14 protein-coding genes are annotated in these 16,849 nt (G+C 50.4%); 11 read left to right on the top strand and 3 right to left on the bottom strand.

Going from position 1 to position 16,849, the window contains the following annotated elements; genetic code table 11:
• Positions 1-35: 35 nt before the first annotated feature.
• The 4 genes from ACN0YN_RS16130 (at position 36) to ACN0YN_RS16115 (ending at position 4,779) form a co-directional block, all read left to right on the top strand.
• A complete protein-coding gene (locus ACN0YN_RS16130) occupies positions 36-1,928 on the top strand; it encodes a hypothetical protein (protein WP_417386054.1) in 1,893 nt (630 codons plus the stop codon).
• 259 nt (positions 1,929-2,187) lie between these two features.
• Positions 2,188-2,613, top strand: a complete 426-nt coding sequence (locus tag ACN0YN_RS16125; RefSeq protein ID WP_417386053.1) for a GNAT family acetyltransferase — start codon at positions 2,188-2,190, stop codon at positions 2,611-2,613.
• A gap of 154 nt (positions 2,614-2,767) precedes the next feature.
• Positions 2,768-3,952: a hypothetical protein gene (locus tag ACN0YN_RS16120; RefSeq protein WP_417386052.1), complete on the top strand. Its 1,185-nt coding sequence runs from the start codon at positions 2,768-2,770 to the stop codon at positions 3,950-3,952.
• Between the two features lie 29 nt (positions 3,953-3,981).
• Positions 3,982-4,779, top strand: coding sequence for a class I SAM-dependent methyltransferase (locus ACN0YN_RS16115; RefSeq protein ID WP_417386051.1), 798 nt, complete (start codon positions 3,982-3,984; stop codon positions 4,777-4,779).
• A gap of 1 nt (position 4,780) precedes the next feature.
• On the opposite strand, the gene ACN0YN_RS16110 is transcribed toward ACN0YN_RS16115, so the two are convergent.
• A complete protein-coding gene (locus ACN0YN_RS16110; protein WP_417386050.1) occupies positions 4,781-5,314 on the bottom strand; it encodes an adenine phosphoribosyltransferase in 534 nt (177 codons plus the stop codon).
• Complete coding sequence (locus ACN0YN_RS16105; protein WP_417386049.1) at positions 5,307-7,058, bottom strand: protein kinase domain-containing protein; 1,752 nt, start codon at positions 7,056-7,058, stop codon at positions 5,307-5,309. The genes ACN0YN_RS16110 and ACN0YN_RS16105 overlap by 8 nt, the downstream gene beginning before the upstream one ends.
• Before the next feature lie 146 nt (positions 7,059-7,204).
• On the opposite strand from ACN0YN_RS16105, the gene ACN0YN_RS16100 reads away from it, so the two are divergent.
• Positions 7,205-7,606 carry a sirohydrochlorin chelatase gene (locus ACN0YN_RS16100; RefSeq protein WP_417386048.1) on the top strand — a complete coding sequence of 134 codons (402 nt, stop codon included), beginning with the start codon at positions 7,205-7,207 and terminating at the stop codon, positions 7,604-7,606.
• 59 nt (positions 7,607-7,665) lie between these two features.
• Here ACN0YN_RS16100 and ACN0YN_RS16095 read toward each other — a convergent pair whose 3' ends face one another.
• Complete coding sequence (locus ACN0YN_RS16095; protein WP_417386047.1) at positions 7,666-8,679, bottom strand: DUF1573 domain-containing protein; 1,014 nt, start codon at positions 8,677-8,679, stop codon at positions 7,666-7,668.
• Between the two features lie 1,004 nt (positions 8,680-9,683).
• Here ACN0YN_RS16095 and ACN0YN_RS16090 point away from each other — a divergent pair.
• The 6 genes from ACN0YN_RS16090 to ACN0YN_RS16065 all read left to right on the top strand — a co-directional run bounded on the left by ACN0YN_RS16090 (position 9,684) and on the right by ACN0YN_RS16065 (position 16,755).
• Positions 9,684-10,469 (top strand): hypothetical protein, encoded by a 786-nt coding sequence (locus ACN0YN_RS16090; protein WP_417386046.1) that lies wholly within the window; start codon positions 9,684-9,686, stop codon positions 10,467-10,469.
• Positions 10,470-10,802: 333 nt separating this feature from the next.
• Positions 10,803-11,849: a tetraacyldisaccharide 4'-kinase gene (lpxK, locus tag ACN0YN_RS16085; protein WP_417386045.1), complete on the top strand. Its 1,047-nt coding sequence runs from the start codon at positions 10,803-10,805 to the stop codon at positions 11,847-11,849.
• A gap of 342 nt (positions 11,850-12,191) precedes the next feature.
• The gene (locus tag ACN0YN_RS16080) at positions 12,192-12,971 is read left to right on the top strand and encodes a hypothetical protein (RefSeq protein WP_417386044.1); all 780 of its coding nucleotides are present in this window, start codon (positions 12,192-12,194) and stop codon (positions 12,969-12,971) included.
• A gap of 102 nt (positions 12,972-13,073) precedes the next feature.
• Positions 13,074-15,239 carry a PQQ-binding-like beta-propeller repeat protein gene (locus ACN0YN_RS16075; protein ID WP_417386043.1) on the top strand — a complete coding sequence of 722 codons (2,166 nt, stop codon included), beginning with the start codon at positions 13,074-13,076 and terminating at the stop codon, positions 15,237-15,239.
• A gap of 55 nt (positions 15,240-15,294) precedes the next feature.
• On the top strand, positions 15,295-15,900 hold the full coding sequence (locus ACN0YN_RS16070) for a peroxiredoxin (RefSeq protein WP_417386042.1): 606 nt from the start codon (positions 15,295-15,297) through the stop codon (positions 15,898-15,900).
• Positions 15,901-16,059: 159 nt separating this feature from the next.
• Positions 16,060-16,755: a hypothetical protein gene (locus ACN0YN_RS16065; protein WP_417386041.1), complete on the top strand. Its 696-nt coding sequence runs from the start codon at positions 16,060-16,062 to the stop codon at positions 16,753-16,755.
• Positions 16,756-16,849 lie beyond the last annotated feature (94 nt).

Genomic DNA, 16,849 nt, shown 5'->3' with positions numbered 1-16,849 from the left:
GTTGTTGTTGGGGAACCATATTAATGGAAATAACAATGTCAATCGAATTTGGTCAATCTGTACCACAGCAGCTGTTTGCCGTTTCCGATGAAGAATTTCTGCAGTCCCTCCAGTGGAAATCAAAGCCGACCGGCGACCTGATGAAAGGGGCGCAGGCGGGCGATTTGAAACGTTTCTGTAAAGGCCTGTCTTCCCAGTTGAAATCCATCGCGAAACAGAAGCGTGCGGGAAAACAGGCTGCGGGAATGTTATGGTCGACTCTCTGGTCGGATGAGTCGGTCGATGAAACCTGTCGCACTTCCGATTTGATCAACCTGATCCGCTCCGCCAGTTCACAACTGGTTCCCGGCAAAAAAAAATCGAAAGCTTCCAAAGGGAAAAAATCTCCCGAGTTGAGCTGGGATGAAATCAGTCGCCTGCTGACAGGCTGGATCGATCAGATTTCCGCCGCCGATCCGTTACAGCCTTATGAATTGTTACTGTTAATTGAACTGCTGGAAAATCTTGGTTCTCGATTAGCGCCTGCTACGCTGATCAGCGTCTGGAGGACCTGCCTGTTTTCAGCAGTGACACTTTGCTTCAAACTGGAAGAAACTGATTTTTCAGAACTCCTTGAAGATCAGGTCGCATTGATTTCCGGAGAGCTCCCCTGGCGTGCCGGTTTACTGTTCTCGGATATTTCCGGAGCAAAGAACTTCCGTCAACTGGGACAACAGAATTTACGAGACAGCTTTTTTGATCGGACAGACACCGATGGAACTCCGCATGCCGACTTCTTCCCTCGACTGGATTACTGGCTGATTACCCTGACGCGGGCGACTTATGCAGGCCAGATCTGGGGCAAACAATTATGGGACCGGGAAGCACACGAGCGTTTCCAGTATTCCGTTGAGAAAATTGTTGCGGCCTGCGATGCCCGTGGGCAGATCGCGGTTTGCCCGACACACGCTGTTTCGCATCTGGAGTTACTCTCTGCTGCAGCCGCTGTTTCCGGTCTGCCGTCCCGCAGTGCAGAGCGTTTATATTTAAAGTCCCTGCAGGCGGTCAAAAAACGAACCGGATTTTTTATCCAGGCCGAAGGTTGTCCTTCCAGTCAGTCTGACTGGGCAGCGCAGGCTTTGATGAGAAACTACTGGTCTGACAGTTCCAATCTCCTGGTTGTCAGCTGGAACGCGGAACTTCCAGTGATCAGTCTGACAGCGTTGGGGAAAAAACTGTTACAGGGAGTCTGGGATTTCTCACTGACAGTAAACGGTGAGACCGTGACCGGGGATGGCGAGTGGAGTTGTGTCTGCTGGAATTCCGATGAAGATGCGGATTATCTCGAACTGTCGATGGAACTGGATTCCGGTTTCCGCCTCGAACGTCAGTTGCTGCTGCCTCGCAACCAGCACTTTGCTTTTCTCTCTGACATTGTGACCGTCACAGAAGCGGCCAGCATTGAATATCGTTCGATCCTGCCTGTCTCTGCGGAACTGGCGGGAATGGTCGACAGTGAAACGCACGAGTTGACGCTCAAAACCAAAGGGCTGACGGCCCGGGTCTTTCCGATCGGATTACCTCAGGAGCGGGATTTCTTTCAACCGGGCAGTCTGACGTATAATGAACAGCATCAGCTGATCTTACAGCAGCAGGCTGCGGAAGCAACGGCTCTGTATGTGCCTTTGATTATCGACTGGGAACCCGATTTGAAACGTAAGGCGGCGGACTGGACGCGACTGACCGTCAGCGAATCGGGAAAAATTTCCTCCCGGGATGAAGCAGCCGGACATCGCTTACGGATTGGGTCTCACCAGTTGCTGGTATATCGCAGTCTGAAAAAAGCGGAACATGCACGTGCTGTGCTGGGGCATCATACCAGTTACGAATCCGTCATCGGTCGCTTCGACACAAATGGCGATCTGAATCCTCTGCTGTTTGTCGAGTAAAGCGATCGAAACCGTGCGATTCCGCTCTTTCTGGAGTAGCAGGGTACTCAGGGAGCCTCGAAACCCGTACAATATCTGTTTCGGAAAGGGGATCTGCACGCCAGATTCCGCTTTCTGGCAGAGTTCTGACGTGCGCTCAGTGAGATGACTCAGACTGATTAAGGACTGTTTTTCTCGTGACTCATTCGTTAGTCTTACCTATACGCTCTAGACTGTGGATGGATTGAAATCGGTTGTTTTCAATGGATATCAATTGATCATGGAAATCCGGGAATTTGAACTGAGAGATCAGGCTGCTGTCATTGCGTTGTGGAATGAGTGTCAGCTGGTGGTTCCCTGGAATGACCCGGCGCGGGACATTCAGAGAAAACTGGCAGTCGATCCGGATCTGTTTCTGGTGGGAGAATATTCGGGTTCCCTCGTCGCCACCGTCATGGGAGGTTACGAAGGACACCGTGGCTGGATTAATTATCTTGCGGTTTCTCCTGCCTGGCAGCGAAGGGGCTTTGGTCGGAAAATCATGCAATATGTAGAGGTTCTCATCCGGGAGAAAGGGTGTCCGAAAATCAATCTGCAGGTTCGCGAAACGAATCAGGCAGTGGTCTCATTTTATGAATCACTGGGATATCAATGTGATCATGTGATCGGACTGGGAAAACGGCTGGTTTCCGATGACGGATCTTAGTGTCTGATCAGACCTGGAATGGCACGCCTGACAATGACCGCCTGTCAATACAGGATTGGCGGAGCGTAATACATCACGCCGAACGGATATATCATCAAAACTATCGAATTATGGTTTCACTTATTCTGAAACGATCAAGGACAAGAGAAGAATCATGTCAGTAGACGCTTTTGCAGCTTTGGAAGAATTACAGCAGCAGTCACCGCAGGCCGTTCTGAATCAACTGGTGGAAACTCTGACTGCGCAGAAGAATTATCACCGTCTGTTTGATGCCCTGTTGATGCAGAAAAAACTTGCCCTGGGGACTGGCCTGTTGCAGCCCACGAGTTTTGACAATGTACCTGAAGATCAGAAGAAAGAATTCGAGGAAGCGTACATTGATGCGGCCCGCCAGGTCGGTAATTTATTCCTCGAAGATAAAAAGTATTCCGATGCCTGGCTCTATTTCCAGACGATTCAGGAGCCTGAACCGGTTGCGGAAGCATTAAAGAAAATCAATCCGCGAACCGTCCCCGAAGATAAAGTGGAAGAACTGATTCAGGTTTGTGTTTATGAAGGGGCCAATCCGGGCAAAGGGTTTGAAATCATGTTGCAGACGAACGGAATCTGTAACACGATTACCGTGTTTGACCAGATGAATGCCCAGCTGAGTCCGGAAGGGCGACAGCAGGTGGCCCGTCTGCTGGTCGACCAGTTGTATGCCGATCTCGTTCAGTCGCTGCAGTACCACGTACAACAGAAGGTGCCCATGGCTCCGCCGACGGACAATTTGCGGGAGCTGATGGCCGGCCGAGACTGGATGTTTGAATCCGGCAGCTATCATATCGATGTTTCGCATTTGAATTCCGTGGTTCGCTTTGCCCGCCTGCTGCCTGATAAAGATCCTCACTTGTCAAAGGTGATTGAATTATGTGAATACGGTTCCCGGCTGGACAATCAGTTTCAATATCCGGGAGAAACGCCGTTTGAGGACTTTTATCCGGCGCATCTGCACTTTTTCAAAGCCCTGGTGGGAAATGAGAATGATCAGAAAATGGGGATCGCCTATTTCGAAAGCAAGCTGGAGCAGGAGCCGGATGAAGACGACAAGCAGATGATTGCTTATGCAATGATTGATCTGTTAACACGCGTGGGCAAGAATAATCGGGCCATCGAACTGGCAGAAAAATATCTCAGTCAGTTTGAAGATCCGAATACGTTTTCCTTTACCGATCTGTGCCTCAAAACAGACCACCTGGATGTACTGCAGCGCGTTGCCCGGGGTAAAGGTGATCTCGTTACCTTTGCCGGCGCGTTACTGGATGCGGCACAAGCGCAATCGCAGCCTCAGGAATCCTGATTGATACGGTTTGAAATCGAGATTTCCGCATGTCCCACCTGTCCCATAACCGTGCTGCCTGGAATCGACTGGCGGAGGTTCGCAGTCAGTTTACCAAAGTCGCGACCGATGAAGAGTGCCGCGCTCCGCTGAAAACGCTTGATTCGCGCGGCTGGCTGCCTGAATCGGTGTCGGGCAAGCAGGTGCTCTGTCTGGCATCCGGTGGGGGCTGGCAGTCGATTCTGTATGCCTCCGCAGGAGCGCAGGTAACGGTCGTCGATCTCAGTAATAAAATGCTGCAGCTGGATGAACAGGAAGCCCGCAGGCGGGGGCTGCAGGTGAAGATCGTGGAGGCATCCATGGATAATTTATCCGATTTGCGGGACGCGCAGTTTGACATTGTGCATCAGCCTGTAAGTACCTGTTATGTTCCCGATGTGGAAGCCGTTTACCGGGAAGTGGCTCGGGTGCTGCGCCCCGGCGGACTGTATATCAGCCAGCATAAAACTCCCACGAGTCTGCAGATTACCAGTCGCAATCAGCAGAATGAATATGTGGTCGGTCTGGAGTATTATCAGCAGGGCCCACTGCCGAAAACCGATGACCGCTCTTACCGGGAAGATGGCGCAACAGAATACCTGCATCGCTGGGACCAGCTCGTCGGCGGGCTGTGCCGACAGGGGTTCGTCATCGAAGACCTGCGCGAGCCAGTGCGTGCCGATCCCAGTGCGCCGGTAGGACATTTTCGTCACAGAGGCCGATTCGTCGCGCCTTACGTGCGCATTAAGGCGCGGCGAATAGAACAGAACTCACAGACGGAAACGAAGGCGGCGATCTGGGTTCCCTAATCTATTCTGCATCGTACTGAATGAGTGAGTAAACATCACAGCCATTCATTTTTTCCCGACCGTTGAGAAAGGAGAGTTCGATCAGAAATGCACAGCTGACGACTTCTGCCTGTGAATGTTTTGCCAGCTCAATACAGGCGGAGATCGTTCCCCCGGTTGCCAGCAGGTCATCCACGATTAACACACGGTCATCCGAGTGAATGGAATCGGTGTGCATTTCCAGTGAGTCGGAACCGTATTCGAGTTCGTAGTGAAAGGCTTTTGTTTCGAAGGGGAGTTTTCCGGGCTTACGAATCGGGATGAAGCGGGCGCCTAACGCCAGTGCCAGGGGGGCAGCGAAGATAAAACCGCGTGCTTCGGCGGCGAGGACTGCTGTGATCTGTTTATCGCGATAGTAAGCAGTCAGACGGTCAACCACTTCCTGAAACGCTTTGGGTTCCGCGAGCAGGGGGGTGATGTCTCGAAACAGAATTCCCGGTTTGGGAAAGTCGGGGATTTCACGAATATAATTTTTCAAGTCGAGTGTTTCATTCATTACTGGTGTTCTCTTTCTGAGAGTCTGATTCCGTTTGTGCTGCCTGTTTCAGTTCGGGCAGCGATTCAAGTTTCTGTCTGGCTTTCCTGACCATGTCCCGGGCGACTTCCGCCTGGTCTTGTTCGTAGAGTATGATCAGCGCTTTCCAGACGCGGGCGGCTTCGTCAAATTTCTTTTCGTTGACGAGCGCATCTGCATTTGCCATGGATTGCGTGAGCATAATGAATCGTTCCGCAGTGCGCGAAGGGTCATTCTGCAGTTCATTTAACATCTGTTGTGCGAGGTCTCGCATTTCGTCCTGTTTGGTGTTCTCGGAGTTATCAGAATGCTCGTTGAGCAGATCAACCAGAGCGGTGAGTATGACTTCGGCCTGTGCCAGATCACCTGCTTCGAAGTAATGTTGTGCAAGCAGCATGAACCTCTGCGCTTCATTTTGCGGACCGGTCCGCGATCTGCGTCGCGCGGTCATCCCTGCGCGCGAGCGGATTTCATAGACTTTAATTCTTTCCAGGAGCGGCTGAACATCTTTTTCCCATCGCTGCGGGTCTGAATCCAGCAGAGGCAGCAGAAACTTATCGCGCGCCGTGTACCATTCCGGGCTTTCGGGTTGCTGCATGATGAGCCGACCCTGTTCGAACATTTCCTGAGGAGTCAGTTCCCGTTCCTGAAACCAGAAGTAACCGCCGGCAATCAGAACCGCCAGCAGTGCCAGCAGGAAGTAAGTATTATCGAAGATCTGGCTCAGTTTTGAACCGGTGTTCTCTGATTCAAGCTGCGCCCGCATCAGGCCCTGCATCAATGTGCCCGCGCCGGCTTCGGGTTCGGATGAGGATTGTACGACCGTCGGAGTTCCGGAAGGATCGTTGTTACCTGAAAGTGCATAGGTATCGCCGGACGTTGACATCTCATGTTTGTTGAGAACATCCTGTAGCCTGCGGGAAAGTACGTAGGCATCCGGAAATCGTTTCTGAGGATCTTTTTCGAGCAACTTACAAACGATTTCTTCAAGCCAGATGGGGAGATCGTCCACGTATCTGCCGGGTTTATCGAACTGGCCGTATTTCTGTTTCTGAATGATGGCCAGCATGGTATTCCCGCTGAAGGGGGGCCGGCCGGTGAGCATGACATACATCACCGCGCCCAGGGAATACAAGTCACTTTGCCGGGTAACGCGTTTGCCTTCCGCCTGTTCTGGTGACATGTATTCTGCCGTGCCGATAATGCCGCCGGTCACAGTCAGTTTTTCGGTGGCGAATAATTGAGCGACACCAAAGTCAGCCAGTTTGACTGTGTCGTCATCTTTCAGAATCAGGTTTGAAGGCTTGAGGTCGCGGTGAATAATGCCGGCGTCATGTGAAGCTTTGAGAGCGGAACAGATCTGGATGGAGATCTGAATCACCGTTTTCCAGTCGATGCGTTTTTCGCGCCTTAGACGTTTGGTTAAGGTTTCGCCTTCAACGTATTCCATCACGTAATAGTAGATCTCGTTTTCCACGCCGCTGTCATAGAACTCAATGACATACGGATTGTGCATTTTTTTCAGCGCTTCAATTTCGCGGTGAAAGCGTTCGACAAAGCCGGGTTCCCGGGCCAGGGCGCTGGGGAGAATTTTGATGGCTACCTGTTGATCGGTGTGGATGTTTGTTGCCAGGTAGACCGAACCCATACCGCCGGCGCCGATTTTTTTACCGATCAGATACTCGCCTAATCTGTCCGGGGCGGATTCATGTTCGTGAGTGTTCAAGGTCGTTGCTCGATATTGGAATGAACCAGTGGCCGCTGATTCGAGAAGTTCTGTTTGTGAAAAACAAGAGTTACTTGTACAGTGTCTGAAGTGAGGTAGAAGTCTATAATCTCAGGAACATTTTCGTAAGCTTATTTCTTTCTATTATGGTTGAATCCATGTCTGATGCAAGAACGAAGGCAGTTCTGTTGATCGCCCACGGCAGTCGTCGTGACGAAGCAAACCAGGATCTTGTGAAACTGGCGGAAATGTTACGCGCACGCTCAGAATTTCCGGTAGTAGAATATGCTTACCTGGAACTGGCAGAACCCACCATTCCCGCAGGTGCAGCCCGTTGTGTTCAGGCTGGTGCGGATGACGTATTCATGTTGCCTTACTTTCTGTCAGCCGGTGTGCATGTTCAGAATGATCTGGAAGAGTTTCGCAGTGAATTCGCAGAGGCGTATCCCGAAACCCGGTTTCATCTCTGTGCGCATCTGGGCCTGCATCCATTGATGCTGGAAATTGTTCTGGATCGATTGCAGGCCTCCGCGGATGAGAGTGCCTAATAAAAAAAGGACGTCCCGAAGAACGCCCTTTTCTCGCAATGAAAAATCAGTTTTTAATCTTAGTTGGTTTTGGTTTCAGAAATCTTACCGAATGCCTTGAAGGTGATTGGTTCACCCCGGCCGGCGATAGTTACGGTGAATTCTTCTGAGTAGTCACCGGGTTTGTTCGGTGGAACAATTGTCAGTGGTAAAACGTGAATGGGTTGAGTGGTTTTAGGCATCCGGATTTTGAATGCTTCGTCGTTGGATTCGCATTCAATTTTATTGATCTCGAATGGCTTTTTACCACGCAGTACGACGTTCACCGTTTTTTCCTGACCAGGAACCATCATGCCCAGTGAAACTATTTCGGGAGTGATGGTGATATCAGATTCTACTCTAGCTTCTACCAGCAGAGGTACAGTGGTGAAATTGACATCATTAGTTTTAAGCATGATCTGTTCGCGAATGGGGCCCAATGGTGTTTTGGGAGACAATGTCAGAACCAGGTTGTAGTTAACCCGTCCACCGCCGCGAGCTGTTTCGACTGCTTTCACTGTCAGAGAAGGATCTTTAGATTGAATCCCGGTAATGGCCCAGTCATCACGTCCGGCGTAAGCGAGTGCGACAGTGGTTTCTGCACCCTTACCGACTTCGACAGAACCAAAGTTAGCGGCACCTGGTGTGAAGACAACGTCGGTTCTGATGTATGCGGTGATCGGAATCCGAATTTCTGCATACTGAGGAGCATCGATGGTGACGATGACGTTGGAATCTTTACGTCGTTGAAAACGTGCGGTATCCATTTTGACCTGAATGTAACCTTCTTCGCCGCTTTCCAGAATGCTCTTGGAAGGTTCAGCAGCGGAACAGCCACAGGTGGTGCGTACATTGGAAATGTGTACGGGATCAGGATAAATATTTTTAATTTTCAGACGGTATTGAGCGTCTGACCCCCGGGCAATCACCCCGAAGTCGATCTTGTCTTTTTCGAACATTTTCTCAGCCCATTCCTGACCGAATGAACTTGAAGTGCTCAACATAAACAGACAGGCACTCAAAAAACCAAATCGGAAACTGCTCTTACTTAACATTATTGAATCTCACTTCTGCAAAAAAAGTATTAACTTCGATGTATTAATTAAGTCGAGGCACTGAGATTGGTTAATTTGGTAGGAACGCTTACCGACTTTCAGCACGCCACTTTACATCGTCTAGTGCAGAATCCATTCACAGAGACGTTTCACACTAATTGTAAAATCGGGCTGTCACAAACTTTTACAAATTCAGAAGCGCAGAAAATGCAATCGCTTATCGAGCCTGGATCAAATCGCCAGCATTATACTGAGTTCATGTGTCCGAGATCAAATTTGATATTCAGAGACTTCAGTTATACTGGCTTGTGTGACAAATACATCAGTCGGCATCGACACTTTGGTGGTGGCAATTTAGTTCTCATTAGTTGAAAAGTCAATGTTGTCTCATTCTGGAGACGTTCGCTATCCCCCAGCGGAGGAAACGGTGTAATCCAACCTGGTAACTTCGGTCTGACTGCGCTGTTCAGGATGTCGCAAACAGTTTCTGTAACTGGGTTTGTGGGAATACTATCTGTACCTGGATTATTCATTACAACAGGTGAAAATTCATTCAAATGGAATGTTTTACCACCCCTGATCGGACAACTTTATCATGCTTGTCCAGACAGGCTGAACGGGATTTCTTTCCGGTTCGGAAGGACTCGTCGAGCCGTTCAGCTCCCTTTCGCATTTTCCGAGATTCTCTGTTTTCTCTCCGACCGCTTAAAAGGCGCGTGATACGCTTTGGCTAAGAGTGGCTTTCCCAGGAAAACATTCTGACAAATACATCATGCTGACAACCGGACAACAATGTGTGCCCGGTTCCATGATAAGGAAGCGAGGAATGCTTTCATTATCAGACTGGCAGGGTTTTCAATGTGGAGATCGGCTGGTTCGTTTCACACAAAAAAAAAACAGAGTGCAATAGATTTTGAGTTATTGTTGATGAGAAACTCGCTGGATACACAGTGATGTAGAGAACATGAGTTCGATCTCATTATTACAGGGAGCAACGGGTTAATATGATAAACAAATTCACTGCCAGGGCAGGTCTGACCGGAATCATGGTTCTGGGTCTGATCTGCCTGGCGATACCAGGCCAGCTGGAAGCTGGACATAAATGCGGACATGGTCACTGTAAAGGAGGCGGGCTGTCACTGTTTCATTCCGGAAAGTGCTGCAGTCCCTGGAAGCTGGGCCATAAACACAAATGTAATTCCGGTTGCGGGGGCGGTTCCTGTGGCTGTGGATCAATAGTCGATCACTACTATCAGGGAGCAGTCTATGGTATGGGAAACAGTTCGCGCGGCGGTTGCCAGTCGTGCCAGTCTGGAAGTGGTCTTGCTGATTTTGATGGGATGCCAGCCGGTGAAATGCCGCCGCAGGTAGGCTTACAGCCGATGCCCATGCAGCCGGTACCGGTGCAACATCGGATCCTGCACTATCCGGGAACAATGGGGACTGCTTATATGCGACCCACCAGGATGATGCCCGCCGACGGTCCGGAAGGACATCCACGTGATGCCGGTCTGGATGTCTATGCACCCGGTGCCACCGATATTCGAGTTGTGGCTTTGAATCGTCAACGAGATGAGATGATCGGTTACCGTGATCCTGCGAATGAAGACATCTGGGAGTTTGTTACCAAGCGTCCTCTGATTCCCGGCATCCCGCATGTCTATCAGGTCTATGCCATTTTCCCGGAAACCGGCGATGTTCCGCAGACGCAGCGCGTCAGACTGATCATGGGACGAATCGTAGAAATCAGCTATAAGAAGTATGTTTCAGGCCAGACTGGTCCTCGTTGAGAAAGAGTTTCTACCTGAAATAATCAACTGCCAACTCTGGAAGCGGCAGGATTGATCGAACTCAATCACGCCCTGTTGAGAGCAAGATAGTGTCTTATCAGACTTGGAATGGCACGTTGGCCAAAATGGTCCGCACGCTCGGTGGCGTGCTCACCTGACATTGGCCATCTGTCTATACAGGAATGATGGACTATCAGTAGATTGTGTCACTAAGTCAGGCTGCTGATTAGCCAGACGGAAACGACTCAGCTATCATGTTCTGAACAGGGCGTGTTCTTTGTATGGTCAACGCCGACTCATTTCATTCAGTTGTGTTAGCAGACAGGCTGATTCGTGAACGAATTGGAATATCTGAGAATCATCTCGGGTCAGAGACAGGACTGGCGTGCCCGTCTGCTTTATCAACCCTGCCTGCGTTTTCTGAGTCTGCTGTATCGCGTTGGCGTCGGTTTTCGTAATCGGATGTTTGACTGGCGGCTTCGCAGTGTCAGAACCGTTGATGTGCCCGTGGTCAGTCTGGGAAATCTTACGACAGGCGGTACCGGGAAGACTCCATTCGTCGCCTGGCTCACGCAATGGTTTCAGAATCAGCACAAGCAGGTGGCTCTACTGAGTCGTGGTTATCGGGCCTTACCCGGTGAAGTGAATGATGAAAAACTGTTGCTCGATCGGCTGTGTCCCGGCGTGCCTCACTTTCAGAATCCGGACCGTTGCAGTTCCGCTGATAAGGCGATCGAAGCAGGAGCACAGGTTCTGATTCTGGACGACGGGTTCCAGCATCGAAAACTGGGGCGCACCATTGATCTGGTTTTAATCGACGCTGTCTGTCCCTGGGGGCATGGCTATCTTCTGCCTCGAGGATTAATGCGCGAACCAGCAGCATCTCTCCGGCGCGCTGACTTCGTTATTGTGACACGCGTTGATCAATGTTCTGCGACAGAACTCGATCAGCTGAAACAGGAGTTGGTCAAGCTGGTCCCCGCCGATCGAATGGCGACGGCCGTGTTTCAGCCCCATGCTCTCATCAATGTGACCGACGAGACGGTGCCTCTGGAATCTGTTCAAGGAAAGCGGGTCTGGGCGTTTTGTGCGATAGGAAATCCCGCTGGTTTTCGACTGACACTCGAGCAGGCGGGATTTGATGTCGCCGGGCTGCTGGTATTCGCAGATCATCACCATTATTCCCGTGACGATGTGCAGGAAATCGGGAGCCGGGCAAAAGAGGCCGAAGTCGATCTGATTCTGACGACGTGTAAAGACCTGGTCAAACTAAGTGAACCGATGTTTTGTGGGATTCCGGTCTGGGGGCTCGAAATTGGTGTTCAGTTTCGGGATGGACGGGAATTACTGGAAAGAATGCTGCAGGGTCTTGTAGATTAAATGTCTTGCGCAGGCGTGCAGGCTGTGCCAGGAACGGTTTTCAGAGCCGGTTTTCCTGCAGTATTTCCTGAGAATTTCGGTATTTCAGCCCCTTTTGATCTGAAAAATTGCTGTAATCCTGTTTCATAGATACTTGATTTTGGTGGTTTGTTGTGTCATCCTGAGTATAGATAACATTCACACAAAGCGGGTGTTTTGTAGAGAATACGGATCTCGCTTGACTTACTACCTTCCCATGGTGCGGCTCTCCCGGTTTGAAGTAACAGTCTCAGCCAGGGTATCCGTGCTCCTTCCCCACGATGGTCTGATCAATCATATTCAAATAGACGAGGTATTTTAATTATGCGAAAGTTAAATCTCAGCCAGATATTTAGCGCGGCTCTCCTGATTTCTGGTATCTGTTTCCTCTCACCCGTATCTGCTTCTGCAGCAGAATGGGGATCGGTAACAGGCCGGTTTGTTTATGATGGCGAGGCTCCCAAGCCAGTCGTACAGCGTCAGAAAGGTGACCCTGCTGTCAAAGATCCGACCGTCTGTGCAGCCATGGAACATTTCAATAACGATCTGGTCGTCAATCCGGAGAACAATGGGCTTGCCAACGTCTTCATGTATATGAGACGGGCAAAAGACGTTCATCCTGATTTGAAAGAATCAAAAAACAAAACCATCGTCTTCGATCAGCAGGGTTGTACTTTTGAACCACACGCGCTGGTCGTGCGAACCGATCAGAAAGTGATCGTCAAGTCAGGTGATCCTGTCGCTCACAACACTCATACCTTCCCGCTCAAAAATCAGGCTGTGAATTTCATCCTGGCTCCCAATGATCGTGAAGGCAAAGAAGTCGCAAACGTCATTCCGGAAATTCTACCCATGCAGGTGAAATGCGACATCCATCCCTGGATGACGGCTTACTGGTTTGTTGTTGATCATCCTTATGCCGTCGTTTCTGACAAAGACGGAAGGTTCACGATTGAGAATCTGCCTGCAGGAAAGAATGAATTCCGAATCTGGCAGGAAAAAGCAGGTTACCTGGATCGTAAGTTTGTTGTAAACATCAAGCCGGGTGAAACCATTGATCTGGGTGAAGTCAAATTCAATCCATCTCAGTTTAAAGACAAATAAGAACTCTCTGAATTTCAGAGGTTTTAAATACGGACACGCCTGCTCGGGCGTGTCCTTTTTAGTGCCTGCAGACCGTTATTGAATGGTGAGGAATTCAGGACCATGCAAATACCTCGCGGTTGCCTTCCTCTATTAGTATGGGGAGCATTCAGTTTCTCTGCTGAGATCGCTCTGGCGCAACCGGAACCGCAGGTCAACGCATCCCGCTTTCGAGAGTCGGTCTCGCTGGATGTGAATAACACGGTACTCAAGAAGATGGGTTCCGTGCGAGATTATCTCACCGAACAGCAATGGGAAGATGCGGTCAAGATTCTCATTCAGATTTCGGATGAGTATGGCGACTCGCTCTACCCTGAAACCCCCGGCCGCTATTTGCGTGTTTCCGAATATTGCCAGAATCTGCTGGCAGGGTTTCCTCCGGAAGCGATTGCCATTTATCGGGAGAAAGTCGATCCCCGCGCCAAACGCTGGTATGAGGAGGCGATCGCCGATTCGAGTCAGCAGCCTCTGATCAATATTACCGAACAGGCTCTGATGAGCAGTTACGGTGACGATGCGCTGAACCTGCTGGGCGAACGCGCGTGGGAACAGGGGCAACTGGCAGAAGCACGGTCTCTCTGGCGTAAGCTGATTCCGCGCACTGCTTCTGATTCGCCCGTTTATGATGCCGGTTTGTTTCATTATCCCGATACGGACTTGCCGGTTCCTGAAATTCTGGCGCGACTGATTCTCGTCAGTTTTTTCCAGGGGAATTTTCGTCAGGCTGATTTTGAATTCAACCAGTTCCGCACAAAGTTTCCGGAGGCAACCGGTAAGCTGGCGGGAAAAGAAGGGAATCTGTCGGAGCTGCTGGCTGAGATTCTGGCCGATCACAGCCGGGTTTCGTTTTCCGATCAGCAGGGAGAGTTCAAAACATTTGCCGGACATCAGACACGGAATTTCAGAGCAGCGGAACAGCTTGATGTGGGTGCGATTGCCTGGAGCTTTCCCGTTCCGATGGTCTGGAGCCAGGAATATACAGCGAAACCTGCATTTGGCTTACGCGTTCCTCCGGGACTGTTTCCGGTCGTGCATGGGGAGCACGTTTTCTTCAATGACTCTGAACGAATCTATGGCTTAAACTGGAAGACGGGTTTGCCAGCCTGGTCCCAGGACCAGAAGTCCAGTCCGATCCTCTATCCTTCAGCCAGTCATCTTGTGAGCAGGCTCCCGTTTCGCCCCGTGGTAGGCGTCCCCCGCTATACCTCTACGATTGCAGGCGGTCGCCTTTATGCCCGGATGGGGTCGCCGGTCACGTCTGTTGCCAAAGACGAGCGGCTGGGACTGTTTTCTGATCTGGTCTGTCTCGATCTCGATCAGGGGCAGGGCAAACTGTTATGGAAAATCTCATCCTCCCAGCTGCGAGAGCAGAATTTTGTCTGGTCTTTTGAAGGGGCACCTGTTGTTTCAGGCAACAGGCTGTACGTGGTGTTACACCGCGGGTTTCCCGAAGTGCAGACGAATGTGGCCTGCTTTTCAGCAGATACCGGCGAGATGATCTGGAATCAGAAAATCTGTCTGGCATTAAGAAGTATCGAGGAAGGGGTCAACTATATCAGTCACCTGCTGCTGACCCTGGGAGAAGATCACCTGTATCTTTCGACTGATATGGGGGCCATCGCTTCGCTGGATACAGCCGATGGAAAGTTGAACTGGCTGGTGACCTATGCTTCCCAGGATAAGACAGATCGGGATGAGTTGAGTAATCATATGAAAATGGGACTGGTTCCCTGCTTGTATGATCGGGGGATTCTGTTTGCAGCTCCCCAGGATTCCTCCCAGCTGATGGCCTTTGATGCGGAATCCGGCTTACTGCTCTGGCAGCGTCCCTGGCCGGAACAGATCCGAAATCTGCTGGGAGTGACCCAGTCCACCCTGGTTGTCAGTGGCAACAGACTGTTTGGACTGGATCGAGAAACAGGCAGAATCACCTGGAAAACCGGTTACCACGACCCAGAAGGCTATGGTTACGGCAGAGGGATCCTGGCCGGCAAATCTGTTTACTGGCCTTTACGGGAGGAAATTCTCGTTGTTGATACAGAGCAGGGTTACCTGAAACAGAAAATATCTCTGCGGAAACAGTATGGCGCGACTGGCGGCAATTTAGTGATTGCCGGTAATCAGTTGCTGGTCGCACAACCGCGGCGGTTGACGTCCTTTGGTATTGAGGGGCATGTCCCGGTCAATGAATCAAATGAAAAAATATCTGCGTTAAGTAGAAAACCATAATCAAGAGTACTGTTTACAAAACACGATTTTATTCTTTTTAGACAAGGTGAATGACATGAAGTTTTCGTATCGTGAATTCCTCGGTTCGATGTTGAGTATTGCCTGCCTGTGCGGTCTGACTGCGAATGCATCCGGTCAGGTCAATGCACCTCCAGGAAAACTGGAAGTAGGCGACAGTGCACCTGCTTTTACCGCCAAGGATGACCAGGGCAATGGCTGGAAATCGACTGACTATGTTGGCAAAAAGATTCTGGTCGTCTATTTCTATCCTGCTGATTTAACGGGCGGCTGCACCAAGCAGGCCTGTGGATTTCGTGATGATATGAAAAAGCTGCAGGGCGAAAATGTGGAAGTGATCGGCGTGAGTGGTGATTCAGTACGCAATCATCAACTCTTCAAAAAAGAGCACGATTTGAATTTCACTCTGCTGGCTGATGAAGATGGCGGCGTTGCCAAGAAGTTTGGTGTCCCTCTGAAAGCCGGTGGTTCCATCAAACGTACTATCGATGGTAAGGAAGAAACCTTGACCCGGGGCGTGACCGCAGCACGCTGGACTTTTGTGATTGACAAAAACGGCAAAGTCGTGATGAAAAACACCAAAGTCAAAGCAGCTGATGACAGTAAAGCGATTCTGGATGTGGTCAACCAGCTGAAATCGTAATCTCGGATTTGCCTGAAATCTTCGTGGGAGATTTCAACTGCAGACGACAGACTCACCCGCAAAAATCAGTTTTCGTACTCGACAGATAATGCGTCGACGACGTACAATTGATGCTGCGGGTGAGGTGTTTATTATCGTTTTCGAGAGAGGAATGTAGTCGTGCCTGCTGTCCGTTTCACCAGAAATCTATGGGCTGTCATGTTTTTTGCTTCCCTCGGAGCAGGAATGTTTGTGACAGGCTGTGGAACATCCGGGCAAACACCTCCGTCAGCGGCCAGTGATGCTGGTAGCGGGGCAGAAACTGCTGCGACTGATGGTTCCGTTGTCGAAAAAACTGAGAGTGATTCGAATCCGAGTCAGACAGAACGGGTGGCCTATCAGTCGGGAATGGAGATTGGTGAGATCCCAATGCCATTTGAAGTGGCTGATGTGACCGGCCCGAATAAGGGAAAAACATTGTGTTATCGCTGCCTGTATGGCGAGCGGCCTGTCGTGGGGATCTTTGTCAGAGAATTGGATGAACCGACGACAAAGTTGATTCAGAAAATCGATTCGGAAGTCGCCGCTCACCAGGATGAGAAACTGGCAGCTTTTGTGGTGATGCTGACTGATACACCCGCTGAAGTAAAACAGGAGCTGGAGAAGGTTGCCAGTGAAAACCAGATCAAGCATGTTCCGTTGACTATTTATGAAGGGACAGCGGGGCCGGCGGGATACAATATTAAGCAGGACGCCAGTCTGAATGTGATGATGTGGGAAGGTGTTGTCAAAGCGAACCGGGCCTGGCAGACAGGACAGTTGAAACCGGAAGAGCTCAGTGAAGTGATTGCCGATACAAAATTGATCATTCAGTAGCGCTGCTGAAGTTAACCCAGGCGGGACCGCTGGTTTCGATGCACGCCTGGGACCTGTGTTTATTTAAATCAGATTTATGGAAAGTTGAATCTCG

The sequence above is a fragment of the Gimesia sp. genome (assembly GCF_048260065.1).
Lineage (GTDB): Bacteria > Planctomycetota > Planctomycetia > Planctomycetales > Planctomycetaceae > Gimesia.
This window is presented reverse-complemented; position numbering and strand designations above follow the sequence as displayed.

Coding starts and splice junctions, on each gene's coding strand:
- ACN0YN_RS16130 (WP_417386054.1), top strand. CDS start 36: ATGTCAATCGAATTTGGTCAATCTGTACCACAGCAGCTGTTTGCCGTT.
- ACN0YN_RS16125 (WP_417386053.1), top strand. CDS start 2,188: ATGGAAATCCGGGAATTTGAACTGAGAGATCAGGCTGCTGTCATTGCG.
- ACN0YN_RS16120 (WP_417386052.1), top strand. CDS start 2,768: ATGTCAGTAGACGCTTTTGCAGCTTTGGAAGAATTACAGCAGCAGTCA.
- ACN0YN_RS16115 (WP_417386051.1), top strand. CDS start 3,982: ATGTCCCACCTGTCCCATAACCGTGCTGCCTGGAATCGACTGGCGGAG.
- ACN0YN_RS16110 (WP_417386050.1), bottom strand. CDS start 5,314: ATGAATGAAACACTCGACTTGAAAAATTATATTCGTGAAATCCCCGAC.
- ACN0YN_RS16100 (WP_417386048.1), top strand. CDS start 7,205: ATGGTTGAATCCATGTCTGATGCAAGAACGAAGGCAGTTCTGTTGATC.
- ACN0YN_RS16095 (WP_417386047.1), bottom strand. CDS start 8,679: ATGTTAAGTAAGAGCAGTTTCCGATTTGGTTTTTTGAGTGCCTGTCTG.
- ACN0YN_RS16090 (WP_417386046.1), top strand. CDS start 9,684: ATGATAAACAAATTCACTGCCAGGGCAGGTCTGACCGGAATCATGGTT.
- ACN0YN_RS16080 (WP_417386044.1), top strand. CDS start 12,192: ATGCGAAAGTTAAATCTCAGCCAGATATTTAGCGCGGCTCTCCTGATT.
- ACN0YN_RS16075 (WP_417386043.1), top strand. CDS start 13,074: ATGCAAATACCTCGCGGTTGCCTTCCTCTATTAGTATGGGGAGCATTC.
- ACN0YN_RS16070 (WP_417386042.1), top strand. CDS start 15,295: ATGAAGTTTTCGTATCGTGAATTCCTCGGTTCGATGTTGAGTATTGCC.